Genomic DNA, 26,204 nt, shown 5'->3' with positions numbered 1-26,204 from the left:
GCTCTCAAGCGGGGTGGCGCTTGGCCCAGATCGCCTGGCGGCCGTCCACGACGGTAGCCTGGTAGACATTGTCCCAGCGGGCGAAGGCGTTCTTCGCATCGTCGGGGTTGAGCGCCTTATCGGGCGCGAAGGCGTCGAAGCCGCAGCGCTGGAGGTGGCCGAGCATGTCGATCACCACATCGCCCACGGCGCGCATCTCGCCGGTGTAACCGGCTTCGCGCAGGATACGGGCGGCGGAGTAGCCGCGCCCGTCGGTCCAGGCCGGGAAATTGACCTCGATCAGCGCCAGCCGGTCCAGATGCGGCATGAGATCGCGGGCGTCGTCGCCCGGTTCGATGCGCACGGCGGTGGCGTTGGTCTGCTCGGCGAAAGCATCCACGGTGATGGCCGGATCGTTGACGGCTTCGTCGTCACGGAAGCGGAACTGGACTTCAACCATAGATAGCTTCCTTGAACGGATCCATGCCGATGCGGCGATAGGTGTCGAGGAAGCGTTCCTCGCCCTGCTTATTGGCGAGGTATACCTGCGTGGCCTTTTCAACAGCATCGACCACGCCGTCCTCGTCGAAGCCGGGACCGGTGATCTTGGCGAGCGACGTGTCCGCGCCCTCGCTGCCGCCGAAGGAGAGCTGGTAGTTTTCGACGCCCTTCTTGTCGACGCCCAGGATGCCGATGTGGCCGGCATGGTGGTGACCGCAGGCGTTGATGCAGCCCGAGATCTTGAGCTTCAACTCGCCGATCTCCGCCTGCTTCTGGGCGGAGCCGAAACGCTCGGAAATCTTCTGCGCCACCGGGATGGAACGCGCATTGGCAAGGCTGCAGTAGTCGAGGCCGGGGCAGGCGATGATGTCGCCCACGGTGTCGATGTTGGCGGTGCCGATGCCGGCTTCGTCCAGCGCCTTCCAGACGGTGTAGAGGTCGGCCTTCTTCACGTGCGGCAGGACGATATTCTGCGAGTGGGTGACGCGCAGTTCGTCGAACGAATAGTCGCGGCCCAGGTCTGCCATCAGGCGGATCTGGTCGGCCGTGGCGTCGCCGGGGATCCCGCCGACGGGCTTCAGGCTGATCGTGGCGATGATGTAGCCCGGTGCCTTGTGCGCGGTAGTGTTGCGCTCAACCCAGAGGCGGAAGTCGGGATCGGAGATGTCCAGATCGTCCGGCGCACCGGCGTCGAAAGCGGGGTTGGTGAAGTGCGCCTTGATACGCTCCAGCTCGGCGAGCGGGGGCTCGATCGGCTGGGTAAGGAGGTGCGCGAACTCTTCCTCGACCTGACGGACATATTCGTCGCGGCCCAGTTCGTGGACCAGGATCTTGATGCGTGCCTTGTACTTGTTGTCGCGGCGGCCGTAGCGGTTGTAGACGCGCAGGCACGCCTCCGCGAAGGTGATGAGCTGGTCCAGCGGTACGAAGTCGCGGATCATCGGTGCGATCATCGGGGTGCGGCCCATGCCCCCACCGGCGTAGAACTGGGCGCCGATCTCGCCCGCGTCATTCTTCACCATCTTGATGCCGATGTCGTGCAGGCGCATCGCCGCGCGGTCCTTTTCGGACGCGATGACGGCGATCTTGAACTTGCGGGGCAGGACAAGGAATTCCGGGTGGAAGCTGGACCACTGGCGCAGCAGTTCCGCGTAAGGGCGCGGATCGACGATCTCATCGGCGGCGGCGCCGGCGAACTGGTCGGAACTGATGTTGCGGATGCAGTTGCCGCTGGTCTGGATGGCGTGCATTTCCACCGTGGCGAGTTCGGCCAGGATATCCGGCGTCTCGTCCAGCTTGATCCAGTTGTACTGGATGTTCTGGCGGGTGGTGAAGTGGCCATAGCCGCGGTCGTACTTGTCGGCGATGTCGCCCAGCAGGCGCATCTGCACCGAGTTGAGCGTGCCGTAAGGTACGGCGACGCGCAGCATGTAGGCGTGGAGCTGCAAGTACAGGCCGTTCTGCAGGCGCAGCGGCTTGAACTGGTCCTCGGTCAGTTCGCCCGAGATGCGGCGGCGGACCTGGTCGCGAAATTCGGCGACGCGGGTATCGACCATCTGCTGGTCGTATTCGTCATATTTGTACATCAGATCACCCAGTTCACGGCTTGGGGGTCGGAGGGCTTAAGCGTCAGGTCGAGGCGCACGGTGGGACCAAGCGCGCGGATGCGCTCCTTGATATGTGCCGGGCGCACGCCCGTCTCGTCCTTGACGCCGTCCACCACATAAGCGGCGAAGACGTTCTGGACGCCTTCTTCGCGTGCGATGAGCGCGGCGCCGCTATCGGCCACGTCGGCACTGTCATTCACATCGAGCGACCAGCCCACGCCGGTCCACCAGATGACCGCGCCGGACTTCAGGTCGTTGCCCGTCAGGATTTTCACTGTACTGCCTCCAGCGCGAGAGCGCGAATGGTGTTGTCCGCTTCAGCGGCGACGTGCCCGATAACGATAAGCGCCGGGCTTTGCACCCTCTCGCTTTCGACAAGGTGGGCAAGGCTGGCCAGCGGCCCGCGCAGCACGCGCATATCTTCGCGCGTGGCCTTCTCCACCACGGCGACGGGTACGTCGGGGGCGAGGCCGTCAGCCATCAGCTTGTCCGAGATGTCGGCAGCGGTGGCGACGCCCATGAATATTACCAGCGTCCGGCCCTTGCCGGCAAGGCCGGACCAGTCCTGATCCGAAAGGCCCTTGCACTGGCCGGCGACGAAGGTGACGATCGAGGCATGGTTGCGGTGGGTCAGCGGGATCTGCGCAGCGGCGGCAGCGCCGAGCGCAGAGGTGATGCCGGGCACGACTTCCACCGGTACGCCGGCAGCCTTGCAGGCTTCGGCTTCTTCGCCGCCGCGTCCGAAGATGAATGGGTCGCCCCCCTTGAGACGCACGACGTCATTACCGGCGAGGGCCTCGCGCACGAGGAGGGCGTTGATCTCCTCCTGCTTCATAGTATGGCGCGAGCGGCTCTTGGCGACCGAGACGAGGCGGGCGCCAGGCCGGGCCATCGCCAGGATCGAGGGATCGACAAGGCCGTCATGCACGACCAGGCCCGCGCTCAGCAGGAGCCGGGCGGCGCGCAGCGTCAGCAGGTCGGGATCGCCTGGGCCCGCGCCGACGAGCCAGACTTTGCCAATTGGGCCCTTGCGCTCATTCGAGCCGCGGCCACCGGAGTCGGAATTCGATACCATGATGGCGCAGATGGCGATCATTCCCGCGCTGCGCCAGCCAGAATGACTTTCGAAGGGCTAAGGGCAACTTTATGGTCGCTGCGTCACCGAAAGGCATCGCTGTGGGACAAAATGGCTGCGAGGGCAAAAAAGGGCGTTTTTCTGCGACTCGGGAGCTTCATTAAGTTCCGTGCTAACCAAATCTTAACCGCACCAGTGGACATTTATGCAACCCAAGGAGGCGGTACGAATGCCGATTGCGGCCCATTTCGAAGTAAACACGGCCAGCGACGGCTATTTCGGCGGAGAATCGGCCGGGCAACCGCGTCCCGAGCGGCGCCGGCTGCTTCTCGCGACGCAGGGCGCGCTCGAATCGGGCGTTGAAACCCCGGTGACGATTCACAATTTTTCCGAAGGCGGCGTCCTGCTCGAAAGCCAGATCGAACTGGAAATCGGCGAATCGATCGAACTGGAACTTCCCGAGGCGCCGCAGGCGCGCGCACGGGTGATCTGGTCGAGCGGGCGACTTTACGGTTGCGCCTTCGACGCACCGATTCCCGCAGCGACGCTTAGCGCGGCAAAGCTGCGCAGCGCTGTGCAGGGCGAACTGGGGGTGGCTCCGCCGCCTTCACCTGTCGGGCCTTCCGCGATCGGGGGCGAAAGCCTGGGTGAGCGGTTGCACCGGCTGCGTAAGCTGCGCGGCCTTACGCAGGGCGAACTCGCCAACCGGCTGGGCGTCAGCAAGCCGACCGTCTGGGCCTGGGAGCAGGGCCGTGCGCGTCCGATCGAGGACCGTATCGAGGCGATCGCCGAAGCGCTCGGCGTGGAGAGCGCGGATCTGCGTCCGAGCCGCACCGTGCCGGGCCTGTCCGATCTGATATCGCGGTGCCGCGAGCAAATTGCCGCCGCCGTGGAAACGACCCCGGACAAGGTCCGTATCATGATCGAGCTTTGATCGGCTCAGTTCGATTAACCTGAGTTCCTTGCCCAAGTTGCCGTTAACCTCGATTCAATGCTCCGCCTTTGAGTTTCCATATTCACGCCATCCTTAATCGATGGTAAACATCTTGATAAGAATAGACAAAGTACAATCGGGTTAACTAACCCAATTAATTGTTCTTGATCTAAGGTGTTGAATTAGAATTCGTTGGAGAATTGCGATTCTGATCTGTTTGTTGAAAGACTGTCGGGCGGAATTGCAATCAGGTGGTGGGCCATATGGTCTGCCGCGTCATCGGATATTTGTAGGCACGACATTCGGGACGCAGTCGGCATGGGCATGAATTTCACGTTTCAGGAAAGCTCCGTCCTCTACGGCATGCTGGCAGAGAGCTCGACCGACGTCATCCTCAAGACAGACCCCAAAGGGTTCATCGTCCACGCAACCTCTGCGATAGCAGGCCTCGGAATTCGCGTGCCCGGCAGCGAAGCTGGACGCGAGGCAAATGCGCTGGTGGGACCCCACCTGCTCGATTTTGTGGCGCCTGAAGCCAAGCAGCAGGTGGCACGCGCACATGCCCGCGCGATGGCGGGTGAGGACATCGACTGGATCGAGTTCCCCGCCTTGGGCAACGACGAGCGCCGACGCTGGTTCGAGATACGCCTGCGCGCGCTGCTGCGCCACGACGGCACGCCTTATGGGGTGCTGGGTGTCATGCGCAACGTCGATGAACTGCGCTCGCTCAGCGAACGGCTGTTTACAGCGACGTACACAGATCCGCTGACCGGCCTGACCAACCGCACCGCCTTCATCTCCATGCTGGAGCACATGCTGGAGGCGGGCATCGACGGCTGTCTGGCGCTTTTCAGCATCGATTTCTTCCGCACGATCAACATGCAGTACGGTCAGAGCGTAGGAGATGAAGTGCTGACCGTCTTCTCCGACCTTCTGCGCGAGATGCTGCGTACCGAGGACATCATCTCGCGCATCGGCTCCGAGCGCTTCGCGGTGATCCTGCCGCGCGTCACGGCGGCTGAAGCGGAAGGCATCTGCCGCCGGGTGGTGACGACACTGGGCGAACTCAAGCAAAAGGTCGGCACCAGTCACTTTGCGATGACCGCCAGCGCCAGCGTCGCGCGGATCGGCACCAGCCTCGATTCTACCATAGAGCGCGCCGAGATGGCGCTGTTTGTGGCCAAGGCCAAGGGGCGCAACCGATTGGAAATGGAAAAGCCGGTCCGCCTCGCAGTGGGGTGACAGGCTTATGTCCATCGCGCTCCTGCACGCAGGAAAGGCACCCTATCGCCCTATTTTTCCAAGGGAACATTGGGGGTGATCGGTAATTCTTCATTTATAGAAAAATGGAGAACGAAAATGGGTAAGGGAATTCTCTTGTGGCTTATCGGTGTTCCCATCCCGGTCATTCTTCTGCTGTGGCTGTTTTTCCGATGAACTTCATCGCAGTTCGGCAGCTTCCCTGACCCTGGGATGACGCGATCGGCGTGGGCATATGCGCCATGCGCTCACGCTTGATCGTCTCCCCCCGTCTTTCCGCGCACCGCCTCGATCAATTCGCGCACGGCCTCGGTGTCGCGCAGGTTCAGATCGCGCTGGGGATAGGGGACACGGATGCCGTTTTCGCGCATCAGGCGCCACAGGGTCTTGAGCACGTCGGACCGCACATTTCCCACGCCCTCTTCGGGGTCGGTGATCCAGACATGGATCACGAAGGCGACCCCATTCTCACCGAAGCTGTCCAGCCAGACGGTCGGCGGGGGGGCCACAAGCACGCGTTTTACAGAGCGTGCAGCCTCCAGCATCAGTTCTTCCGCGCGCTCGATGTCGGTGGCGTAGGGGATTACGACCGGCACCTGGATACGCACGTTGCGGCTGGAGTACGACCAGTTTTCAACCTGATTGATCATCAGGTTTTCATTCGGGATCAGGTATTCCTTCTGATCCCGGGTGGTTAGCGAGACGGCGCGGATGCCGATGCGGCGGATCTGGCCAAAGGTATACTGTCCGCCCTGGTCGGTGATGGCGATCACGTCGCCCGGCTTGATCGACTTGTCCATCAGGAGGATGATTCCTGCGATCAGGTTGCCGAAGGTTTTTTGCAGACCGAAGCCGATGGCGAGGCCAAAGGCGCCGGAGAACACGGTGAGGGCGGTCAGGTCTATGCCCAGCACGTCGATACCGACGAGGATCGCCAGGCCCCAGATGAACAGACTGACCATCTTTTCTGTCAGCAGCCGCTGAGTAAGGTCCAGGCCGCTGGCACGCGCGAGGATGCGGCTCGATAGCCGGCTGGCCGCCCAGGCCGCCGAGATCAGCAGTGCCAGCACCGCCAGCACCACGAACAGATCCCACACCGAGAAGCGCGTTGCGCCCACTTGCACGGCCAGCTTGTCGAGGGTGTTGACCACATTGCCGACGGCGTCGCTATGCGAGGCGACCGCGTCCTTGATGCCGTCGGCGCCGGATATCGGCTGCGCCGGAATGACGGCCGCCGTAGCCGTTGCGGTGGGCGCCGGGGTCGCATTCGCAGCTGCGGCGCGGGACGCTGTGGCAAGGGCGGCGGGGGTGGTCATCCTTCCCGCCAGGCGGCGAGCGCCTGTTCGATGTCGGCGATAAGGTCGCCCGCATCCTCCAGTCCGATGGCAAGGCGAACGCCGTGGCGATCGCCGGCTTCGTTTGGTTGCGGCGGCCAGGCCATGCGGCTGCGGCAGGTGGAGGGATCGATTGGTATCGCCAGACTCTCGAAGCCGCCCCAAGAATAGCCGATGCCGAACAGGGTGAGGGCATCGACGAAGCGGTTGCGCGCGGCTGCGGTGCCGCCCTTGAACGTGAAGCTGAAAAGGCCGCAGCCGCCGGAGAAATCGCGGCTCCAGATCTCGTGTCCAGGCGCATCGGGCAGCATCGGGCACAGCACTTGCGCCACTTCCGGCCTGTCGTTCAGCCACTGCGCTATGGCCAAGGCGCTGTCGGCCTCGTGGCGCAGGCGCAGGTGCAGCGTGCGCAGGCCGCGCAGGATCAGCGCGGCGTCGTCGGGCGAAACCACGGTGCCAAGCTGCTGCGCGCGCTGGCGCAGCTTCGCGTACAGTTCCGGCCCGGCGCTCGCGCTGCCCATCATCACGTCGGAATGGCCGCCGACATGCTTGGTGAGGGCCATCAGCGTGATGTCGATACCGCGCTCCAGCGCCGGAAAACCGAGCGGCCCGGCCCAGGTATTGTCGAGCACCGAGATCGCGCCCTTTTCGCGCGCGATCCGGGCGAGTTCGGGCAAGTCGCACATCTCCATGGACAGGCTGCCCGGCGCTTCCAGCAGTACGGCGCGGGTCCGTTCGCAGAACAGGCCTTCGTAGCCGGCCCTGTCCAGCGGGTCGAAGAAGCGCGGCTCGATGCCGAAGTCTGTCAGCAGGCCGGTGCCCGTGGCGCGGGTGGGGTCATAGGCATTGTCGCTGATAAGCACGACATCGCCGGGCCGCAGCAGGGTCAGCATGACACCGGCAATGGCAGCAAGGCCCGAAGGGTAGAGAACGGTGCCGGCTGCCCCGGGCTCGATCGCGGTCAATGCATCGGCCAGTGCCCACTGCGTGGGAGCGCCCCGCCGGCCGTAGAAGAAGCGGCCATCCTCGTTCGTGCGGGGGCCTTGTGCAAGCGCGGCGGTGTCTGCGTAGAGATGCGTGCTGGCGCGCCAGACGGGCGGGTTGACCACCGGGCCGGTCCATTCGCTGCGCCGACCGGCACCGACGATCCTGGTTGCGGGGCGCTGAGGCACTTCGGAAAGCTCGTGGAGGCGCTTACTGGTGTCCAATGTCATCTCCGTGTGTCGGTAGGTAGACCCTAGGACATTTTGTCGAGGCTGGGAATCGCCCGATATTACGAGAGGTTGTCAGCCGGTAGCGCGCTGTTGGCCGCCGGGCTGCAACGGATACGCCCGTGCGGCCTCGACTTCGCGGGCGGCGAGTTCGCGATGCTCGCGCGGGCCGGTATCGAGGCGCAACGGAGATAGACCCGCGCCGCCGCCCTCGATGCCCACAGTGTAGACCCGGCGCAGCGCCATGGCCTCGCCGAGGATAGACAGGCGTACCAGCGGTACGAAGAACGAGGCCGTGCCCTGCAGCAGGGGGCGGATGGCGGTCAGCGGCAACTGCACTTCGCCGGTCAGCGTCACGCTCTCGCCTCCGGCGATGGGAGGCACGGACTTTAGGGCGGTGAGGACCTCTACGGGCGGCGCGAGTTGTTCCTCGGGCGTCATTGAGCCATGGGCGCCGATCATGTCGCCGAGAAGCTGACTGGCCGGCAGGTCGGTAACGGCGGCTATCGCGACGCGGTATTGGAGCGTCGCATAGACCAGCGAAAGGCGCAGGCTGACAGGCTCGAATATGATTTCGGCCCGCGCCTGTTCTTCGGCAGGCGCAAGGGGAGGCGGCGCGAACGCAGGCTGAGGTGCGGCTGGCGCGGTCTTTGCAGGCACAACCGCGACTTTACGCGTCGGGGCCGGCGGGGTGACGGCGGGTGAGAGCGCGGCCTGTTCGGGCTGATCCCATTCCGGCACGCCCGGTTTGGTTCGGCGGCGCAGGATGAGGGCCAGCGCGCTCAGTACCAGGAGAGCCAGAGGTGCGGCCCACCACCAGAAAGGCCAGGTTTCCTGCGCAGCTATCGGCGCCGTAGCAGGTGCTTCCTCGGCCGCAGCGGTCTCAGCTGCTGGAGCGACTGTGGGAGCGGGGGCCTCGGACGGAGCGGAAGCTGTGGGCGCAGCGACAGGCGTATCTGCTGTGGCAGCCGCGCGCGGTGTCGGCTGCGCGGCGGGTTCTGCGGAGGAGGAGGGCGTTGCGGAAGGCGCAGTGGCATTGGGCGCCGGACGGGGGCGAGGGGACGGCTGCGGAGTGGGCGCCGGAGTAATGCGCACAGCGGGCGGAGCGGGCGGCGTGATCGTGGGAACAGCGGTCGGTGCCGGCTGCCTTTGTGGCTGGCCGGCGCCGTCGCCTGGCCTGACCATCGGGTTCGCTCCGTCGACCGGGCCTTGATCGCGCGATGCCGTGGGCCGCGCGGTTGGCTCGGGCAAGCTCCAAGTGCTGGCCGATTGTGCCAGCGCAGGCGCTATCACAGGCGACACCGCAAATACGGTCGCCGAAAGCGCGGCTGCCGTAGCCGCGCGCGAAATGGTTCTGCTGTTGCCCCTCATGACCCTGCTACCGTCGCCCAATCCGCTGTGAACCGCGTGTTAATGCCCATGCTCACACGCGACGAGCCGTTGCAAGTCCATGTTGATCTAAAGTCGGGGGTGGTACTGTATGCTTGTCTTGTCGATGGCTTGGCGGCATGGCTTTTGAGATGAGCGATACACCTCCCCCCTCCATACCGCCCGCATCCATGCTCCAGGCTTCCATGCCAAAGCATCTCGGCCAGCAGAGCGCCCTTCCTGCTTCGCCAGAGGAGGCGGTGCTTGACTACGTGCCAAATCCACGCGTCGGAAGTCTCTACCTTGTGCGCTTCGCGGCGCCTGAATTTACGTCGCTGTGCCCGGTTACCGGACAGCCGGATTTTGCCCACCTCGTGCTGGATTATGCGCCGGGCGAGACGATCGTCGAATCCAAGAGCCTCAAGCTGTTTCTTGGCTCGTTCCGCAACCATTGCGGCTTTCATGAGGATGTAACGGTCGGGATCGGCCAGCGTCTGTTCGACGAAATGAAGCCCAGATGGCTGCGCATCGGCGGTTACTGGTATCCGCGCGGCGGCATCCCGATCGACGTGTTCTGGCAGTCGAGCGCGCCGCCCGAAGGACTGTGGGTGCCGGATCAGGGCGTCCAGGGTTACCGCGGCCGGGGTTGATCAGAGTCCCGCGTCGGCGAACCTGGCGCCGTTAACGCGCGTCAGGTCGATAACGCCGCTGCCGATCGAAGCCATCTGACGATTGCTCAGGCACTGAGCATATACGGTGGGCGCTTCGGCGCGGCGCGCGGCGTCGGTGTCCAGCGCGGCATCGATGCCGGCGGCGCATTGCTCGCGCGTCTGATACGTGTGGGCAGGAGCGGCGGAGATACGCTCGCAGGCCGTGCCGTCGTCCGAACAGGCGAAGAGGGCGAGGGCAAAGAGAGTTGCGCTCATGATGAGTTCTCCTTTCTTAACAGAGAGAACGGATGCAAGCCCGCATGTATCCCGGCGCGGCCCGAAATATTTCTGGCCGGTCAGGGTGTCTTGCTGGCCGGTGAGGATAACGCACTGGAACCGCACGGCCTGCCGCGCGTATTAGGTCCACCCATGGACCAGACCAAAGCCAAGCTCATCATCCGCCAGGCCACCGTTGCGGATGCGCCGGCGATCGCCCGCCTCTCCGTGAAGGTGTACGGCAAGGCAGATGCCTTTACCCGCGCCGAGATTCGCGGCCAGCTCATCAATTTTCCTGAAGGCCAGTTCGTCGCCGAATACGAAGGCAAGGTGGTGGGCCACTGTGCGACGATGATCGTCACCGCCGACCTCGCCTTCAAGCCGCACACCTGGGAAGAGATCAGCAACGGCGGCTATGGCCGTCCGCCCGCGCCCGAGGGCGACGTGCTCTATGGCTTCGAGGTCTGCGTCGATCCCGATTACCGGCGTCTGCGGATCGGCCAGCGTCTTTATCGCAAGCGCAAGGAAGTTTGCCAGTATTTCGAATTGAAGGGCATCGCGTTCGCAGGCCGCATGCCCGGCTACTCGCGCCGCAAGCGCCAGTACCCCGATCCGGCCGATTACGTGCAGGCGGTGCGCGACAAGAAGGTCCGCGACCAGGTCATCAACTTCCAGATGAACGAGGGCTACGAGCCGCGCGGGATTCTGCCCGATTATATTCCCACCGACCGCGAGAGCGGCGGCAACGCAGTCATGATGTACTGGGTCAATCCGCTTGCCCCGCGCGATACCGGCAAGGCAGTGCCGGGCCTCAAGGAGCGCGTGCCTTCCAGCGTGCGCGTCGCCACTGTCCAGTTCCAGATGCGCAAGATCGAAACAATCGACCAGTTCGAGGAACAGGTCGAATACTGGATCGATGTCGCCGCCGACTACGAAAGTGATTTCGTGGTCTTCCCCGAATTGTTCACTCTTGAACTGCTCTCGATCGAGGAGAAGAAGCTGGAGCCGGTGGAAGCGATCGAGAAAGTCGCCACTTATACCGAGCGCTTCGTCGAATTCATGCAGCGCATGGCGGTAAGCTACAACATCAACATCATCGGCGGCTCGCACCCCACCCGCGTCAAGCTGGGCGGCGGCAAGAGCGAGATCCGCAATATTGCCTATACCTTCCTGCGCGACGGCGCTGTGCACGAGACGCAGAAGCTGCATCCTACTCCCTCCGAGCGGCGCTGGTGGAACGTGCGCGGTGGTTACGGCGCCAATGTCATCCCTACCGACTGCGGGCCGATCGGTGTCATGATCTGCTACGACAGCGAGTTTCCCGAGCTGGCGCGCCACCTTGTCAACCAGGGTGCGCTGATGCTGTTCGTGCCGTTCTGCACCGACGAGCGCCGCGGCTACCTGCGAGTGCGCTATTGCGCCCAGGCCCGCGCGGTGGAAAACCAGTGCTACGTCGTTACCTCCGGAGTAGTGGGAAACTTGCCCAACGTCGAGAACATGGACGTACACTACGCGGAAAGCGCCATCCTCACCCCGTCCGATTTCCCCTTCGCCCGCGACGGCGTGGCGGCGGATACCGCGCCCAATACCGAGACGATCGCCATCGCGGACCTCAGCCTCGACGCGCTGCTGACAGCGCGGCAATCTGGTGCGGTGCAGAACCTCAAGGACCGCCGTTTCGACCTTTACCGCGTGGAGTGGACTCAGACGCAGGGCGACTGACCGTCTGCGATATCGTCGGCCCGGCGCATTCGCGGTTTGGCGCGGAGGGCGCCGTGGTCTATGCGCGATCGTATACCACCTGATGGAATGCCCATGATTAAAGATCCGACCTCCAGCGCAGCACAGGGTGTCGCCAGTCAACGCGTCGCCGACATTCTCGCCGAGCGTATCCTGTCGGGCGAACTCGTGCCCGGCGCGCGGATCAAGCAGGACGAACTGGCCGACGAACTCGCGACCAGTCGCATCCCGGTGCGTGACGCCCTGCGCATGCTGGAGGCAAGGGGGCTGGTTACCATGCGGGCCAATGCCGGTGCCCGCGTCACTACTCTGACCCGCCGTGATTTGGAGGTTTCTTATGAGATCCGCGAGCGCATTGAGCCGCTGCTGCTGGCCGACAGCGTACCGCATCTGACCGACGAAGATCTCGCCGATTTACGCAAAGTGATGGAGCGTAACGAGAGCGTCACTGACGTCGACGAGGCGATCGCTCTAGGGCGGGAGTTTCACTGGATTACCTATCGCAGACACTCCACCCCGCTGCTTGCGCAGATCGTGGAGCGGGTCTGGGATACTACACAGAGCTACCGCCGGGCTTATATGAAGCTGGCGATGGGAAATACGACGACCGGCGGAGGCCGTACGCATGATATCGAGCATCAACTGCTTTACGATGCCGTGGCCAACAGGGAAGTCGAGACCGCACAGGCGGCGCTCGTCATGCACATCCGTCGCACTCGTATCGGGCTCGTGCGCTATGGACACCTGCTGGCCAATGCCAGTGCAGGTAGTCCGGACGAAGCGGGTTAGGCGTCCGCATCGTATACATTGAGTGCTTGAATAGCAGGGTACTCGCGGTCTAGGGATAAGATAGTTTCGACCGGACAAGGACTGCCTGCATGATCAGCCTCGAACAGGCCCGCGCTCTCATCGGCGGGACCCGCGCCAGCGGCAGGGACATGGGGCTCAACCCGCTCACCGTCGTCGTCCTCGACCCGGGCGGACATCTCGTCGCCATGGAGCGCGAGGATGGTTCCGCCTACGGCAGGCCGGATGTAGCGGGCGGCAAGGCGGCCGGGGCGCTGGCCATGGGTGTCTCCAGTCGCAAACTCGGCGACATGGCCGCAGAACGTCCCCAGTTCATGGCCGCGCTTTCCGCCGCCTGGCACGGCAAGCTGATACCGGCGGCGGGTGGTGTACTGGTCAAGAACGAGCGCGGAGTACTTCTCGGCGCCATTGGCGTCAGCGGGGACCTGTCGGACAAGGATGAGGAGGCCGCGCTGGCCGGTATCGCGGCGGCCGGCCTCGTTGCCGGCTAAAGCGGCATTTGGTGGTGCTGCGCTTTACACGCCGAGTACGAGAACGTCGTCGGATCTGGGCGGCTGCGCCTCGTACGAGGGTAGCGGAGTAAAATTCTCGTCGATCAGTTCGAGCGTGGCCAGGCCAGCCAGCTTGAACTGACCAAGTTGCTTTTCGTCTTCAGACCGCCAGTTTTTGCTCAAGTTCAGCGCGCTGAGAAACAAGTCTCCATGGCGCTGGAAAAGCAAATGAGGGGCAAGCCTGATGGTGGCGCCATTATAGGACGCCGCAACGATTTTCTTGTGGGCGATAGCCTCTAACAGCTTAAGGCGCGGGTCGTTCATCAGGATTGCCTAGGTATATTCTTGTCGATTGTGCATCGCAGCATAATCTGCTTTCACGCGCGAAATTGCAAGTGTCTTTCCGATTCGGGGCGCTCATCTACGCGCTGGTGGTAAACACCTCACGCCCCGGAGTCGGCATTTCCGCTTTGTAGATCGTGCCGGTGCTGGACTCGGTGAAGAACAGCCACCTGTTGTCCGGTCCGCCGTAAGCTGCGTTAGTGGTGTACCGGCCTTCCGGCACGTCGATGCGCAGTAGCGGCTCACCTCGGTCGGAGAACAGCCAGACCACGCCAAAGCCGACGTGGCACACTACGAGGTTGTCGTTTGCATCGATGGTCAGTCCATCAGGCCCGGAGCCCCCTGACAGCTGGATATATGTCCCGACTTTCGAAATCACGAGTTCGCCATTCGGCCCGGCCTTGACCAGCGGGCAGCGCCATACGGCATTGGCGCGGGTGACGGCGAGGTATAATGCCGTTTCGGCCCTGTTGAGGATGAGGCCATTGGGGCTGGGAATCTTGTCCAGCATCAGTTCCAGTCGGCCGGTCCCGGCCTGCACGCGGAACAGGCGGCCGTTGGGGTTCTGCCAGCCTGACTGGCCCTGATCGGTGAACCATACGTCCCCGTTCTTCGCGATTGTCAAGTCGTTGCAGCCCAAGAACGGTTCCAGCAGATAGCGCTCGAACCACGGTTCCGTCTTTCCGGTGGCAAGGTCGCAGATGACCATGCCCTTGTGATGGTCGGCTACGAGCAGGCGGCCATCGGCGAGGAACTTCATGCCGTTAGGCTGGCCATCGTATTCGAAGCCGACCTCGCACTCCCCGTCGGGACTTATTCTGAACAGCCGGCCCCAGGGAATATCCGTCACCCACAGGTTGCCCGCCGCATCGAATACCGGCCCTTCGAGGAAGACCGGCGCGGCGGCGCCGTGAAGCTGGACCTGCGCCCATTCGGTGGTCTCGCCGAAGCGACGGAACTTGTCGGGAATGCGGCAGAAGACCTCGGCCATGACGGCGGGCGGGGCAGCGAACATCGCTCTCTCCTCAAAGGCATCGCCCGGACGGAGAAAGCCCGGATCGGATACATGTTTGTTCCCCGCAGCCCTATTACGCCTTGACCGTCAGGCAAAGCCCTTTCACGACAGTGTCACGTACAATATCGCCATATCGTATACATGATTGGGTTTGTGGAGAGGAAAATCGATGGGTTCCCGTGAACTCGTCTGCATAATTGATCCAATCCATCCCGCCGGGGTGGAACGTATCGCCTCGGCGCATGAGGTGATCGGCGCTGCTGGCTGGCGGGATGATCCGCGCCTTGCCGAGGTTAGCGTGATCGTCATCCGCACAAGCCCGCTCGGTCCCGCGATCTTCGGAGCGATGCCGCGTCTCAAGGCCATCGTGAAGCACGGGGCAGGGGTGGACAATATCGCCATTCCCGCCGCCAGCGCTCAAGGGGTGATGGTTGCCAACACGCCCGGTGGCAACAATTCCACGGCCGTCGCCGAGGGCGCGGTTTCAATGATGCTTGGCCTGCTGCGCCGCACTCCGTCCATGGATGCGCTGGTGCGGGAGAACCGCTGGGACGAGCGCTGGGGCATTCGCCTGGGCGACCTGACCGCCGCGACAGTAGGGCTGATCGGCTTTGGCCGGATCGCCCGCCATGTCGCGAAGATCTGCGGGGCGGGCTTCGGGGCGGACGTTGCCGCCTTTGACCCGATGCTATCGGATGCGGACATTCGTGCAGCAGGGGTCAGGCCGATGGATCTCGCCGGTATCCTCTCACGCGATATCGTATCCATTCACACGCCGTTGACCGAAAGCACGCGGGGCCTGATCGATACTGTCGAACTGGGGCTTATGAAACCGCATGCGATCCTCGTGAACTGTTCGCGCGGGGGCATCGTCAACGAGGCGGCGCTGGCCGAGGCCCTGCGCTGTGGTCAGATCGCCGGAGCCGGGATCGACGTGTTCGAGGCTGAACCGCCCGCCGCCGATCACCCGCTTTTCGGCCTGCCCAATTGCCTCCTTTCGCCCCACGTCGCCGGCGTGACCGAGGCAGGAATGAAGGACATGGCCCTGAACGTCGCGGCCGTGATCGAGACCATCAGCCGGGGCGAGATTCCCGCAACCCTGCTCAACCCGGAGGTTCTGCCGTGACCGTGCCTGTTAAATCCGTGATCTACAGCAGGATCAACCGTCCCGACCCGACCTTGCTGGAACGCGCAGCGAAGTTCGCAGTCGCCGACTTGCACGAAGGGCTTGGCGAGATTGCCGGGCGCATGTGCCTGATGAGTCCGGCGATGACGCCGATCGGTCCAGGTCAGAAGGTCTGCGGTCCGGCAGTGACCGCATGGAATTTCCCCGGCGACAATCTCGCTATCCACGCTGCGCTCTACACCGCGCAGGCGGGCGACGTGCTGGTCCTGACCAATGGCGGCGGGCATCAGGGTGCCTTGTGGGGCGATGTGGCCTGCACGTTCGCAAAGAAGAAGGGGATCGTCGGCACTGTCGTCCACGGCGCCACGCGGGATGTCGATGCGATCCGGGAACTGGGATATCCGGTCTGGTCCACCGCCGTCTCGGTCGAGCATCCCAAGAAGCGCGGGCCGGCAGCAGTAAACGTCCCGCTGGTCGTCGACGGGGTATTGATCGAGCCGGGCGATGTGATCGTAGGCGACTCGGACGGTGTGCTGGTGATTCCGCAGGGGCTGCTGGAACTCGCCGTCTGCAACGCCGAGGCGCGCGCCGCCAAAGAAGTCGAATTTCGTCGCCGCATCGGCGAGGGCGAAGTGCTTTTCGATATTCTGGGTATGCGCGATCTGGTCACGCAAATGGGCATCGAGATCAAGGACTGCACCTGGGAGGAGGACCGCTAGGGTCCATGCAGGGAGGCCGGGGCTGCTTGCTGCCCCGGCCTTTTTTTCGCTCGCTCCGGGCGCATTTGCCGCTTGCCATCCCGGATCGAGTTCGGGGCGCCGATACGTATGTCGCCGCGGCCGACTAAAATATTGCGGCACTGCACAATGACACTTGCCGCCCCGCTACCCTGTGCTAGCCATGACGCTGAAGAGTGGGAGAGGGGGGAAGTCGCCCCCTGACCTGGCGATAACCGGCGTCGTCACGGGCGCGCCGAAAACGGCGCTCGCGGCGACTTGTCAAGGAGAGTTCTCGTGGCCAGCGAACCCGTGTGCGACACCCAGCCAGCGCCGTCCGATTTCGACCAACACATCATGCGCGTCCTGCGCAACCGTGTAGGCAAGGACGAACGTGCGGCAAAGCAGCATGACTGGTATCGCGCCGCGATCTACGCGCTGCGCGACGAGATCATCGACCCCTGGTTCGAATCCACGCGGCGTACTTACGATGCCGGCGGCAAGCGCGTTTATTATCTCTCGATGGAGTTCCTGATCGGCCGCCTGCTGCGCGATGCCCTGTCCAATATGGGGATGACGCGCGAAATGGAAAAAGCGCTCGCCGCCCACGGCCTTGACCTTGCCGAACTGGAAGAGATGGAGCCTGACGCAGCGCTGGGTAACGGCGGCCTCGGGCGCCTCGCGGCCTGCTTCATGGAGAGCCTCGCCACGCTCGACATCCCGGCCTACGGTTACGGTATCCGCTACGTTAATGGCATGTTCCGCCAGCGTATCGAGGATGGCTGGCAGGTCGAATTGCCCGAAACCTGGCTGGCCCATGGCAATCCCTGGGAATTCGAGCGGGTGGAAAGCACCTACCTCGTCGGCTTCGGCGGTGAAGTTGCCGCGCAGGGCGACGGGGTGATCTGGAATCCGGCCGAGAAGGTGGAAGCGACCGCAGTCGATACCCCCGTCGTCGGCTGGAAGGGCAAGCGCGTGAACACCCTGCGCCTGTGGACCGCGAACCCGATCGACCCGCTCAAGCTGGACGCCTTCAACGCCGGCGACCACCTTGGCGCTTTGGCCGAGCAAATGCGCGCCGAAAGCCTCGTGCGCGTGCTTTACCCGGCTGATTCCAGCCAGTCCGGTCAGGAACTGCGCCTGCGGCAGGAGTATTTCTTCACCGCCGCATCGATCCAGGACATCGTGCGCCGCCATGTCCAGTACACCGGCGATATCCGCACCCTGCCGGAAAAGGCTGCGATCCAGCTCAACGACACGCATCCCTCGGTGGCGGTGGCGGAACTGATGCGCCTGATGGTCGACGTCCACGGGCTTGAGTTCGGCGAGGCCTGGGAGGTGTGCAAGCACACCATCTCCTACACCAACCACACCCTGCTGCCCGAGGCACTGGAAACTTGGCCGCTGCCGCTGTTCGAACGGCTGCTGCCACGTCACATGCAGATCATCTACGCGATAAACAGCCGCGTCCTGCGTGAAGCGCGCAAGGCGGGCTGCACCGACGCGCAGATCGCCGCGATCTCGCTCATCGACGAGAGCGGGGAACGCCGCGTGCGCATGGCGAACCTGGCTTTCGTGGGCGCGCATTCGATCAATGGGGTCGCTGCGCTGCATACCGACCTGATGAAGGAGACGGTCTTCGCCGATCTCCATGCGCTGTACCCCACGCGGATCAACAACAAGACCAATGGCGTCACGCCCCGGCGCTGGCTGCAGCAGTGCAATCCGGGCCTCACCACGGTAATCAAGGACGCCATCGGCCCGGATTTCCTCGATGATGCCGCCAGGCTCACCGACCTCAACCCGCTGGCAGAAGATGCCGCGCTGGGCGAGCGTATCGGTGAGGTGAAGCGCGCGAACAAGGTCGCGCTGGCGGAGCATATCCGCAAGACCATGGGCATCCGCCTCGATCCCGACGCGCTGTTCGACGTCCAGATCAAGCGCATCCACGAATACAAGCGCCAGCTGCTCAACCTGATCGAGACGGTCGCCCTCTACGACCAAATCCGCAGCCACCCTGAACGTGACTGGGTGCCGCGCGTGAAGATTTTCGGCGGCAAGGCGGCGCCCAGCTATCACAACGCCAAGCTTATCATCAAACTGGCCAACGACATCGCCCGGCGCGTGAATTCCGATCCTTCCGTCGGCGGGCTGCTGAAGGTGGTCTATGTGCCCAACTACAATGTCAGCCTGGCTGAGCGGATCATCCCCGCGGCCGACCTGTCGGAGCAGATTTCTACTGCCGGCATGGAAGCCTCGGGCACCGGCAACATGAAGTTTGCGATGAACGGCGCGCTCACCATCGGCACGCTCGACGGTGCCAACGTCGAGATCAAGGACCACGTCGGCGACGACAACATCGTGATCTTCGGCCTCACCGCCGAGGAAGTCGCCGCCAAGCGCGCCGAAGGTTACAACCCGCGCGAAGTCATCGAAGGCTCGCGCGAACTGGCGCAGGCGCTCACGGCTATTTCCTCAGGCGTGTTTTCGCCCGACGATCCGGGGCGGTACGAGGGCCTCGTGAACGGCATCTACGACCATGACTGGTTTATGTGCGCCGCCGATTTCGATGCCTATGCCGCCGCGCAGCGGCAGGTCGACGCGCGCTGGGAGAACGCTGCCGGCTGGCGCACTTCGGCGATCAGGAACATTGCCAATGTCGGGTGGTTTTCTTCGGACCGGACTATCGGTGAATATGCCAAGGACATCTGGAAAGTTCTGTGAAGCCATCGGAAAACGCCATCGAATCCCTGCTTCAAGGAACCAACGCAGACCCGTTCTCGCTGCTCGGCACCCATCCCGGACCTGAAGGGACTACCTTGCGCGCGATCCTGCCGGGCGCGGAGACGGTCGAGGCGTTCAGCCTTGACGGCGACCGCCTCGGCACGCTCGACAAAGTGGACGATCGCTTCCTGTTCGAGACCCGTCTGAGCATCGAACCGCAGCCGATCCGCTACCGTTGTACTGCGCGCGGCAGCGATTGGCTGGTTACCGACCCCTATACCTTCGGCCCGGTGCTGGGCCCCATCGACGACCTGCTGATCGCACAAGGCACGCATTTTCGCCTGTTCGACAAACTGGGCGCGCACCTGATCAAGCACGAGGGTGCATCGGGCGTCCATTTCGCGGTCTGGGCCCCCAACGCCATGCTCGTCAGCGTGGTGGGTGATTTCAACGACTGGGACGCAGGTCGCCATGTCATGCGTAGCCGCACCGACATCGGCGTCTGGGAAATCTTCATCCCGGACATCGCCGACTACCGCGCTTACAAATACCATATCGTCGGTGCCGATGGCTCCGTGCAGCCGCTGAAAGCCGATCCTTTTGCCTTCATGGCGGAAATCCGGCCGAATAATGCCTCTATGACTGCCGTGCCCGCCAAGCTCGACTGGGGGGACGAGGGCCACCGTGCGCATTGGGCCTCGGTCGATGCGCGCAAGGTGCCGATCTCGATTTATGAGGTCCACGCCGGATCGTGGCGGCGCGACCGCTGGAACTGGTTCCTCGACTGGGACGCGATGGCGGACCAACTCATCCCTTACGTCGTCGAGATGGGCTTTACCCATATCGAATTCCTGCCGATCAGCGAGCATCCTTACGACCCGTCGTGGGGCTATCAGGCGACCGGGCTGTTTGCGCCGTCCTCGCGCTTTGGCGAGCCGGCCGGCTTTGCCCGTTTCGTGGACGGCGCCCACCGCGCCGGCATAGGCGTGCTGCTCGACTGGGTGCCTGCGCATTTTCCGAAGGACGACCATGGTCTGGTCCGCTTCGACGGCACCGCGCTTTACGAACACGAAGACCCCCGCCTCGGCTTCCAGCCTGACTGGAATACCCTGATCTACAACTTTGGCCGCCGCGAAGTGCAGAGCTTCCTGCTCAACAACGCGCTTTTCTGGGCTGAGCGGTACCATGTCGATGGCCTGCGCGTGGATGCGGTCGCCTCGATGCTCTATCGCGATTACTCGCGCAAAGCTGGCGAGTGGATACCCAACCAGGAAGGCGGGCGCGAGAATTGGGAGGCGGTGGGGTTCCTGCGCGCCACCAACCGCGCGCTCTACGGCCAACACCCCGGTTTCATTACGATGGCGGAGGAATCCACCTCATGGCCCGGTGTCACCCAGCCCGCCTATGAAGGCGACGGAAAGGGAAAAGAGACCGCGCTCGGCTTCGGATTCAAGTGGAACATGGGCTTCATGCACGACACGCTGCGCTACATGGCGCGCGATGCGGTGCATCGGCGCTATCATCATGAAGATCTGACGTTCGGGCTCGTCTACGCCTTCTCGGAAAACTACGTCCTGCCGCTCAGCCATGACGAAGTGGTTCACGGCAAGGGTTCGCTTCTCGGCAAGATGAGCGGCGACGACTGGCAGAAGTTCGCGAACCTTCGCGCGTATTACGCGTTCATGTGGGGCTATCCCGGCAAGAAGCTGTTGTTCATGGGCCAGGAATTCGCACAACGCCGCGAATGGAGCGAGGAGCGCGCTCTCGACTGGGACCTGCTCGCTGCTCCAGCGCACGAGGGCGTGCGTAGCTTGGTGAAAGATTTGAACCGTCTCTACCGGATGAAGCCAGCACTTCACGCAGGTGACTGCGAAGGCGACGGCTTCGAATGGCTCGTAGTCGACGACGCCCAGAATTCCGTCTTCGCCTGGTTGCGCAAAGCGCCGGGAGTGAGCCCGGTGGCGGTGATCGCCAACATGACGCCAACGATGCACACCAACTACGAGGTGCCCCTCCCGCTGGCGGGCAAGTGGAACGAGATTCTCAACAGCGATTCGCGGCATTATGGCGGCACCGGCAAAGGCAACATGGGCCAGGTTAAAGCGGCCGACGGGCACGCCACGGTCACGCTGCCGCCACTCGCGACAATTATGCTCGAATATGCCGGGTGAGCACCGGCGCAGTAACGGTAACAATCAACGGCAGGCGCGGCGGATGCGGCTAATGGAGAGCGAACGATGAGAACACCGTCTGGGCCGCTGGCGCGCGATGCCATGGCCTATGTCCTTGCCGGCGGGCGCGGTAGCCGCCTCAAGGAATTGACCGACAACCGTGCCAAGCCTGCGGTCTATTTCGGCGGCAAGGCGCGCATTATCGACTTCGCGCTGTCGAATGCCATTAACTCGGGCATTCGCCGTATCGGCGTCGCCACGCAGTACAAGGCGCATAGCCTGATCCGTCACATGCAGCGTGCATGGAACTTCATGCGCCCCGAGCGTAACGAGAGTTTCGACATTCTGCCCGCCAGCCAGCGCATCTCCGAACTGTTATGGTACGAAGGCACGGCCGACGCAGTCTACCAGAACATCGACATTATCGCGGTCCACGATCCCAAGTATATGGTGATCCTGGCGGGCGACCATGTTTACAAGATGGATTACGAGCTGATGCTGCAGCAGCACGTCAACTCGGGTGCGGATGTTACCGTGGGCTGCCTCGTGGTGCCGCGTATGGAAGCGACGGAATTCGGTGTCATGCACGTCGACGAGGCAGACCGAATTACTGCCTTCGTAGAAAAGCCCGCCGATCCTCCGGGCATTCCGGGGCAGGAGCACATGGCGCTCGCGTCCATGGGCATCTACGTCTTCAATACCGAGTTCCTGTTCGACCAGCTGCGCCGCGATGCCGCCGATCCCGATAGCAAGCGCGACTTTGGCGGGGACATCATCCCCTACATCGTCAAGCACGGAAAGGCCCAGGCCCACCGCTTCACGGACAGCTGCATCCGCGCAGCCGAGGAAATCGGCGAATATTGGCGCGATGCGGGGACGCTCGACGCTTATTTCGATTCCAACCTCGACCTTACCGACACGGTGCCTCAGCTCGACATGTACGACCGTGAGTGGCCGATCTGGTCCGATGCGGTGGTCGCCGCGCCCGCCAAGTTCGTCCACGACGAGGAAGGGCGGCGGGGGCATGCGATCTCCTCGCTGATCTCCAATGATTGCATCGTTTCCGGCGCCCTGGCTCGGCGCTCGCTGCTGATGACGGGCGTCAAGATGGGCAGCTTTTCATGCGTGGAAGAGGCCGTGATCCTGCCTTATTGCAACATCGGTCGCAGTGCGCGCCTGAGCCGCGTCATCATCGATTCAGGCGTGCGGATTCCCGAAGGACTGGTAGTGGGCGAAGATCCAGAACTCGATGCACGCCGCTTTCGCCGCACGGACAACGGCGTGTGCCTCATCACCAAACCGATGATAGAGCGACTGGCGCTGTGATGATGGCATGACGATCAAGGTCCTTTCGGTCGCTTCGGAAGCAGTCCCGCTGGTCAAGACCGGCGGGCTCGCCGACGTCGTCGGTGCGCTCCCGGGCGCGCTTACCCCGCATGGGGTGGAGACGACGACGCTGCTGCCCGGCTACCCCTCGGTGCTCGCGGCGTTGAATCGGCCGAGAACGGTCCACGCCTGGGACGCGCTGGTCGGAACCCCGGCGCGCCTGCTCTCCGGCACACTGGAAGGCGGCCACCCGCTACTGGTGCTCGATGCTCAGGCGCTCTACGCCCGTGAAGGCGCTCCCTACTCCGATGCAGCAGGCCGTGATTGGGCCGACAACTGGCAGCGTTTTGCCGCGCTCGGCCGCGCCGCAGCTGACATTGCGGGCGGTGCCGTGGTCAAACGGGGCAAGCCGCAGAGTTTCGATCTCGTTCACGCGCATGATTGGCAGGCTGCGCTGGCCCCTGCCTACTTGCGCTTCGCGCCTCACGGCGCCAGTCGTACGCCTTCTGTCATCACCATTCACAACATGGCTTTCCAGGGTTGGTCCGGTCCTGAGGTTTTCCCTCAACTGGGCCTCCCGCCTGAGGCCTGGGCCCTCGACGGCGTCGAGTACCACGGCGGCGTAGGCATGCTGAAGGCAGGCCTTGCCAGCGCCGATGCGATCACCACCGTCAGCCCGACTTATGCGCGCGAGATACGTTCAGCTACCTTCGGCATGGGTCTCGAAGGTGTGATCGTGGAACGCGGTGGCGCGGTTCACGGTATCCTCAACGGTATCGACGCCGAAGTGTGGGATCCGGCCTCCGATTCTTCGTTGGCCGTTCGCTACAGTCACCGCTCGCTCGATAAGCGCCGCGCCAACAAGCGCGCGCTTGAGGTTGAATTCGGCCTTGATGAAGGGGAAGGGCCACTGTTCATCGTTGTTACCCGCCTGACTTGGCAGAAGGGTATGGACGTTCTGCTGGAAGTGATCGACCATCTCGTCGGCATCGGCGGGCGGTTGGCGCTCCTCGGCTCGGGCGATGCCGCGATCGAGCGCGATCTGTTCGAGGCCGCCGCTCGTCATCCCGGCCGCATCGGTATTCGCGTAGGCTATGACGAGGCGCTTTCGCACCGGATGCAGGCAGGCGGCGACGCGATACTCATCCCCTCGCGTTTTGAACCTTGCGGTCTGACTCAACTCTACGGCCTGGCTTATGGATGTCTGCCCGTGGTTGCCCGCACCGGCGGCCTTGCCGACACGGTGATTGACGCCAACCCCGCCGCCCTCGCAGCGGGCTGTGCAACCGGGGTGCAGTTTGACGGTGTCAGCTATGATGGTCTCGCTGCTGCGCTTACCCGCACCGTATCGCTCTATCATCAGCCGGAAGTGTGGGAGCGCCTCCAGAAGAACGCAATGAAGTGCGACTTCTCGTGGAAGGCCAGCGGGAAGGCTTACGCCGACCTCTATGCCGCGCTGATCGGATGACCCAGCCTGGCGCGCATGTTGAAGGGCGGCAGACCCGCTTCACAGTACGCTCGCCCCATGCGGACATGGTATGGCTCTGCCGTTTTGAGGGAGAGTTGGAAACCCGCTACCTGATGGAACGAACCGGACCGGACTGGACTATCGCGCTGCCCGGCGATTTGTCAGGTACTCGCTACGGCTATCGCGCCGCGGGTGAATGGGCGCCGCGCAAAGGGTTGTGGTTCGATCCGGCCAAGCTGCTGGTAGACCCCTACGCCGTCGCATTGGACCGCCGCTTCGTGCAGAATCCACGTCTGGCTCGCTTCGGGGAGGATACGGCAGATATCGTCCCGTGCGCAGTCGTACCTGCACCGCTTGTCCCTCTGAAGCCAGAGCCACCCCGCTTTGCCCGCGGCGGCCTTGTCTACGAACTTAACGTGCGTGCATTCACAATGCTGCACCCAGACGTGCCGAAGTCCCTGTGCGGCACCGTAGCTGCGTTGGCCCACCCGGCGGTCCTTGCCCACTTGAAGAAGCTCAAGGTCACCGCCGTCGAACTGATGCCGATAGTCGCATGGATCGACGAGCGTCACCTGCCGCCGCTTGGTCTCGTCAATTCCTGGGGCTACAATCCAGTCGCCATGATGGCGCTTGACCCCAGCCTGTGTCCGGGCGGCATTGCCGAAATGCGCGACACTGCCGCGGCGCTTCACGCCGAGGGGATCGGGGTGCTGCTCGACCTCGTGTTCAACCACTCGGGCGAGAGCGATACGGCGGGCGGCGTCTTATCCCTGCGCGGTCTGGACAATGCTGCCTATTCGATTGCGGCTGACGGCACGCTGATCAACGATACCGGCTGCGGCAATACGCTGGATTTTTCGAACCCTGCGGTACGCCGTCTGACTTTAGATACGATGCGCCATTTCGTCGCACATTGTGGCATAGACGGATTCCGCTTCGACCTCGCTCCGATCCTGGCGAGAGGTCCCGGCTTCGACCCCGCCGCACCAATTTTCGCCGAGATTGCCGCTGACACGCTTCTGGCCGACCGGGTATTCATTGCCGAGCCTTGGGACATTGGGCCGGGGGGCTATCAACTTGGCCAATTCCCCGAGAATTGGCTGGAATGGAACGACCGCTTCCGTGACGATGTTCGCCGGTTCTGGAAAGGTGAGGGGGGGATAGGCGCTCTGGCAACGCGTCTTGCCGGGTCATCCGATGTATTCGGACCGTCAACGAATGTGGGGTGCCGCTCGGTCAATTTTCTTTCCGCCCACGATGGCTTCACATTGGCCGATATGGTTGCCTACGAGCAGCGCCACAACTGGGCAAATGGCGAAGAAAACCGTGACGGACACGGCGAAAACTTCAGCTGGAACAATGGATTCGAAGGGCCGAGCAAAAATGGAGCCGTGATCGCCGCGCGCAGGTCTGATCTCAAAGCTCTGCTTGGCACTCTTTTTGCCTCGTCGGGCACGGTCATGCTTACCGCTGGCGACGAATTTGGCCGTAGCCAGCAGGGTAATAACAATGCCTATTGTCAGGATAATGAGATCGGCTGGGTTGACTGGGCGGGCCGCGATCAAGATTTGGAAGATCATGTAGCCGGCCTTTCGGCAGAGCGAGCGGCACACCTGTCCTGTTATGATCGTATTCCCGAACCGGTCCGTTGGCTCACTCGCGAAGGCGATGAAATGACCGTCGCCGATTGGGAGAGGGCAGGTGATGGCTGGCTCAGTTGCGCGGCTGAGGATCAGAACGTCCCCTTCGCCTTTCGCATCGACCGGAGCGCACGACGCGTCGAGATCGGCCGATAAGGCGGCCCTATTTCACGGCGATTATGGACCCCTGACAATCAGGGAGATGCTCATCAACAGCTGAAGTTTTCTTTTCGTTGCCGGAAGCCGAGCCTACGACCCGGTGGTGCAGCTTGCGGGCAAGGAAGATAGCCCGTTCCATAGCTTCCCGCGCTGACGCGCGCGGCCCGCCGCTGCGGATGGCAGGATGTTCCGGTTTTTGAAGGGCCGTAGCCGTATGAAAATTGACAGGTTGCTTCGACGTGGCTTCTGCGGTCATTGTCTGGTTACTTCGATCCCCGGTAATA

The 26,204-nt window shown here is 63.2% G+C and carries 25 protein-coding genes; 14 read left to right on the top strand and 11 right to left on the bottom strand.

All coding sequences use genetic code 11. The features are described 5' to 3' along the window. Window positions 1-4 precede the first annotated feature (4 nt). The 4 genes from GVL61_RS16830 to cobA are packed head-to-tail and all read right to left on the bottom strand — an operon-like array spanning window position 5 to window position 3,162. Window positions 5-439 (bottom strand): DUF934 domain-containing protein, encoded by a 435-nt coding sequence (locus tag GVL61_RS16830; RefSeq protein WP_159981819.1) that lies wholly within the window; start codon window positions 437-439, stop codon window positions 5-7. After that, the gene (locus GVL61_RS16825; protein ID WP_159981818.1) at window positions 432-2,066 is read right to left on the bottom strand and encodes a nitrite/sulfite reductase; all 1,635 of its coding nucleotides are present in this window, start codon (window positions 2,064-2,066) and stop codon (window positions 432-434) included. Before GVL61_RS16825 ends, GVL61_RS16830 begins: the two co-directional genes overlap by 8 nt. Continuing rightward, window positions 2,066-2,362, bottom strand: a complete 297-nt coding sequence (locus GVL61_RS16820) for a DUF2849 domain-containing protein (protein WP_043970998.1) — start codon at window positions 2,360-2,362, stop codon at window positions 2,066-2,068. Before GVL61_RS16820 ends, GVL61_RS16825 begins: the two co-directional genes overlap by 1 nt. Then, complete coding sequence (gene cobA / locus GVL61_RS16815) at window positions 2,359-3,162, bottom strand: uroporphyrinogen-III C-methyltransferase (RefSeq protein WP_159981870.1); 804 nt, start codon at window positions 3,160-3,162, stop codon at window positions 2,359-2,361. The genes GVL61_RS16820 and cobA overlap by 4 nt, the downstream gene beginning before the upstream one ends. Window positions 3,163-3,391: 229 nt before the next feature. Between cobA and GVL61_RS16810 the strand changes: the two genes are divergently transcribed. Together GVL61_RS16810 and GVL61_RS16805 are read left to right on the top strand one after the other, a co-directional pair. Then, window positions 3,392-4,096 (top strand): helix-turn-helix domain-containing protein, encoded by a 705-nt coding sequence (locus GVL61_RS16810; protein ID WP_159981817.1) that lies wholly within the window; start codon window positions 3,392-3,394, stop codon window positions 4,094-4,096. A gap of 318 nt (window positions 4,097-4,414) precedes the next feature. Then, window positions 4,415-5,338: a GGDEF domain-containing protein gene (locus GVL61_RS16805; RefSeq protein ID WP_159981816.1), complete on the top strand. Its 924-nt coding sequence runs from the start codon at window positions 4,415-4,417 to the stop codon at window positions 5,336-5,338. 266 nt (window positions 5,339-5,604) lie between these two features. On the opposite strand, the gene GVL61_RS16800 is transcribed toward GVL61_RS16805, so the two are convergent. From GVL61_RS16800 to GVL61_RS16790, 3 genes are all read right to left on the bottom strand, one after another. After that, the gene (locus tag GVL61_RS16800; RefSeq protein WP_159981815.1) at window positions 5,605-6,672 is read right to left on the bottom strand and encodes a mechanosensitive ion channel family protein; all 1,068 of its coding nucleotides are present in this window, start codon (window positions 6,670-6,672) and stop codon (window positions 5,605-5,607) included. After that, the gene (gene metC / locus GVL61_RS16795) at window positions 6,669-7,898 is read right to left on the bottom strand and encodes a cystathionine beta-lyase (protein WP_235037747.1); all 1,230 of its coding nucleotides are present in this window, start codon (window positions 7,896-7,898) and stop codon (window positions 6,669-6,671) included. The genes GVL61_RS16800 and metC overlap by 4 nt, the downstream gene beginning before the upstream one ends. Window positions 7,899-7,976: 78 nt before the next feature. Further along, the gene (locus GVL61_RS16790) at window positions 7,977-9,086 is read right to left on the bottom strand and encodes a hypothetical protein (protein ID WP_159981813.1); all 1,110 of its coding nucleotides are present in this window, start codon (window positions 9,084-9,086) and stop codon (window positions 7,977-7,979) included. Between the two features lie 40 nt (window positions 9,087-9,126). On the opposite strand from GVL61_RS16790, the gene GVL61_RS16785 reads away from it, so the two are divergent. Together GVL61_RS16785 and queF are read left to right on the top strand one after the other, a co-directional pair. After that, window positions 9,127-9,303, top strand: a complete 177-nt coding sequence (locus tag GVL61_RS16785; RefSeq protein ID WP_159981812.1) for a hypothetical protein — start codon at window positions 9,127-9,129, stop codon at window positions 9,301-9,303. A gap of 172 nt (window positions 9,304-9,475) precedes the next feature. After that, the gene (gene queF / locus GVL61_RS16780; protein WP_235037746.1) at window positions 9,476-9,919 is read left to right on the top strand and encodes a preQ(1) synthase; all 444 of its coding nucleotides are present in this window, start codon (window positions 9,476-9,478) and stop codon (window positions 9,917-9,919) included. Here queF and GVL61_RS16775 read toward each other — a convergent pair whose 3' ends face one another. Further along, on the bottom strand, window positions 9,920-10,195 hold the full coding sequence (locus GVL61_RS16775) for a hypothetical protein (protein ID WP_159981811.1): 276 nt from the start codon (window positions 10,193-10,195) through the stop codon (window positions 9,920-9,922). Between the two features lie 153 nt (window positions 10,196-10,348). Here GVL61_RS16775 and GVL61_RS16770 point away from each other — a divergent pair, with 153 nt between their 5' ends. The 3 genes from GVL61_RS16770 (at window position 10,349) to GVL61_RS16760 (ending at window position 13,233) form a co-directional block, all read left to right on the top strand. After that, window positions 10,349-11,917, top strand: a complete 1,569-nt coding sequence (locus GVL61_RS16770; RefSeq protein ID WP_159981810.1) for a carbon-nitrogen hydrolase family protein — start codon at window positions 10,349-10,351, stop codon at window positions 11,915-11,917. A gap of 93 nt (window positions 11,918-12,010) precedes the next feature. Next, entirely contained in the window at window positions 12,011-12,724 is a 714-nt protein-coding gene (locus tag GVL61_RS16765) for a GntR family transcriptional regulator (RefSeq protein WP_159981809.1), read from the top strand. 89 nt (window positions 12,725-12,813) lie between these two features. Then, window positions 12,814-13,233, top strand: a complete 420-nt coding sequence (locus GVL61_RS16760) for a heme-binding protein (protein ID WP_159981808.1) — start codon at window positions 12,814-12,816, stop codon at window positions 13,231-13,233. 24 nt (window positions 13,234-13,257) lie between these two features. Here GVL61_RS16760 and GVL61_RS16755 read toward each other — a convergent pair whose 3' ends face one another. Both GVL61_RS16755 and GVL61_RS16750 read right to left on the bottom strand, forming a co-directional pair. Then, window positions 13,258-13,557 carry a hypothetical protein gene (locus GVL61_RS16755; protein ID WP_159981807.1) on the bottom strand — a complete coding sequence of 100 codons (300 nt, stop codon included), beginning with the start codon at window positions 13,555-13,557 and terminating at the stop codon, window positions 13,258-13,260. 97 nt (window positions 13,558-13,654) lie between these two features. Beyond that, window positions 13,655-14,590 carry an SMP-30/gluconolactonase/LRE family protein gene (locus GVL61_RS16750; RefSeq protein WP_159981806.1) on the bottom strand — a complete coding sequence of 312 codons (936 nt, stop codon included), beginning with the start codon at window positions 14,588-14,590 and terminating at the stop codon, window positions 13,655-13,657. Between the two features lie 169 nt (window positions 14,591-14,759). Between GVL61_RS16750 and GVL61_RS16745 the strand changes: the two genes are divergently transcribed. From GVL61_RS16745 to glgX, 7 genes are all read left to right on the top strand, one after another. Beyond that, window positions 14,760-15,716: a hydroxyacid dehydrogenase gene (locus GVL61_RS16745; RefSeq protein ID WP_159981805.1), complete on the top strand. Its 957-nt coding sequence runs from the start codon at window positions 14,760-14,762 to the stop codon at window positions 15,714-15,716. Continuing rightward, a complete protein-coding gene (locus tag GVL61_RS16740; protein ID WP_159981804.1) occupies window positions 15,713-16,435 on the top strand; it encodes a 4-carboxy-4-hydroxy-2-oxoadipate aldolase/oxaloacetate decarboxylase in 723 nt (240 codons plus the stop codon). Before GVL61_RS16745 ends, GVL61_RS16740 begins: the two co-directional genes overlap by 4 nt. A gap of 294 nt (window positions 16,436-16,729) precedes the next feature. Then, a complete protein-coding gene (locus GVL61_RS16735) occupies window positions 16,730-19,156 on the top strand; it encodes a glycogen/starch/alpha-glucan phosphorylase (protein WP_159981803.1) in 2,427 nt (808 codons plus the stop codon). Next, window positions 19,153-21,327, top strand: coding sequence for a 1,4-alpha-glucan branching protein GlgB (glgB, locus tag GVL61_RS16730; RefSeq protein WP_159981802.1), 2,175 nt, complete (start codon window positions 19,153-19,155; stop codon window positions 21,325-21,327). Before GVL61_RS16735 ends, glgB begins: the two co-directional genes overlap by 4 nt. Before the next feature lie 66 nt (window positions 21,328-21,393). After that, window positions 21,394-22,653, top strand: coding sequence for a glucose-1-phosphate adenylyltransferase (gene glgC, locus GVL61_RS16725; protein WP_159981801.1), 1,260 nt, complete (start codon window positions 21,394-21,396; stop codon window positions 22,651-22,653). A 7-nt stretch (window positions 22,654-22,660) separates the two neighbouring features. Beyond that, window positions 22,661-24,121: a glycogen synthase GlgA gene (glgA, locus tag GVL61_RS16720; protein WP_159981800.1), complete on the top strand. Its 1,461-nt coding sequence runs from the start codon at window positions 22,661-22,663 to the stop codon at window positions 24,119-24,121. After that, a complete protein-coding gene (gene glgX, locus GVL61_RS16715; RefSeq protein WP_159981868.1) occupies window positions 24,118-25,917 on the top strand; it encodes a glycogen debranching protein GlgX in 1,800 nt (599 codons plus the stop codon). The genes glgA and glgX overlap by 4 nt, the downstream gene beginning before the upstream one ends. Window positions 25,918-25,924: 7 nt before the next feature. On the opposite strand, the gene GVL61_RS16710 is transcribed toward glgX, so the two are convergent. Beyond that, the gene (locus GVL61_RS16710) at window positions 25,925-26,176 is read right to left on the bottom strand and encodes a hypothetical protein (protein ID WP_159981799.1); all 252 of its coding nucleotides are present in this window, start codon (window positions 26,174-26,176) and stop codon (window positions 25,925-25,927) included. Window positions 26,177-26,204: the final 28 nt, after the last annotated feature.

Source organism: Novosphingobium sp. 18050 (genome assembly GCF_902706195.1).
Classification (GTDB): domain Bacteria; phylum Pseudomonadota; class Alphaproteobacteria; order Sphingomonadales; family Sphingomonadaceae; genus Novosphingobium.
The sequence above is the reverse complement of the archived record's forward strand: the minus strand, read 5'-3'. Positions and strand labels throughout refer to the sequence as shown.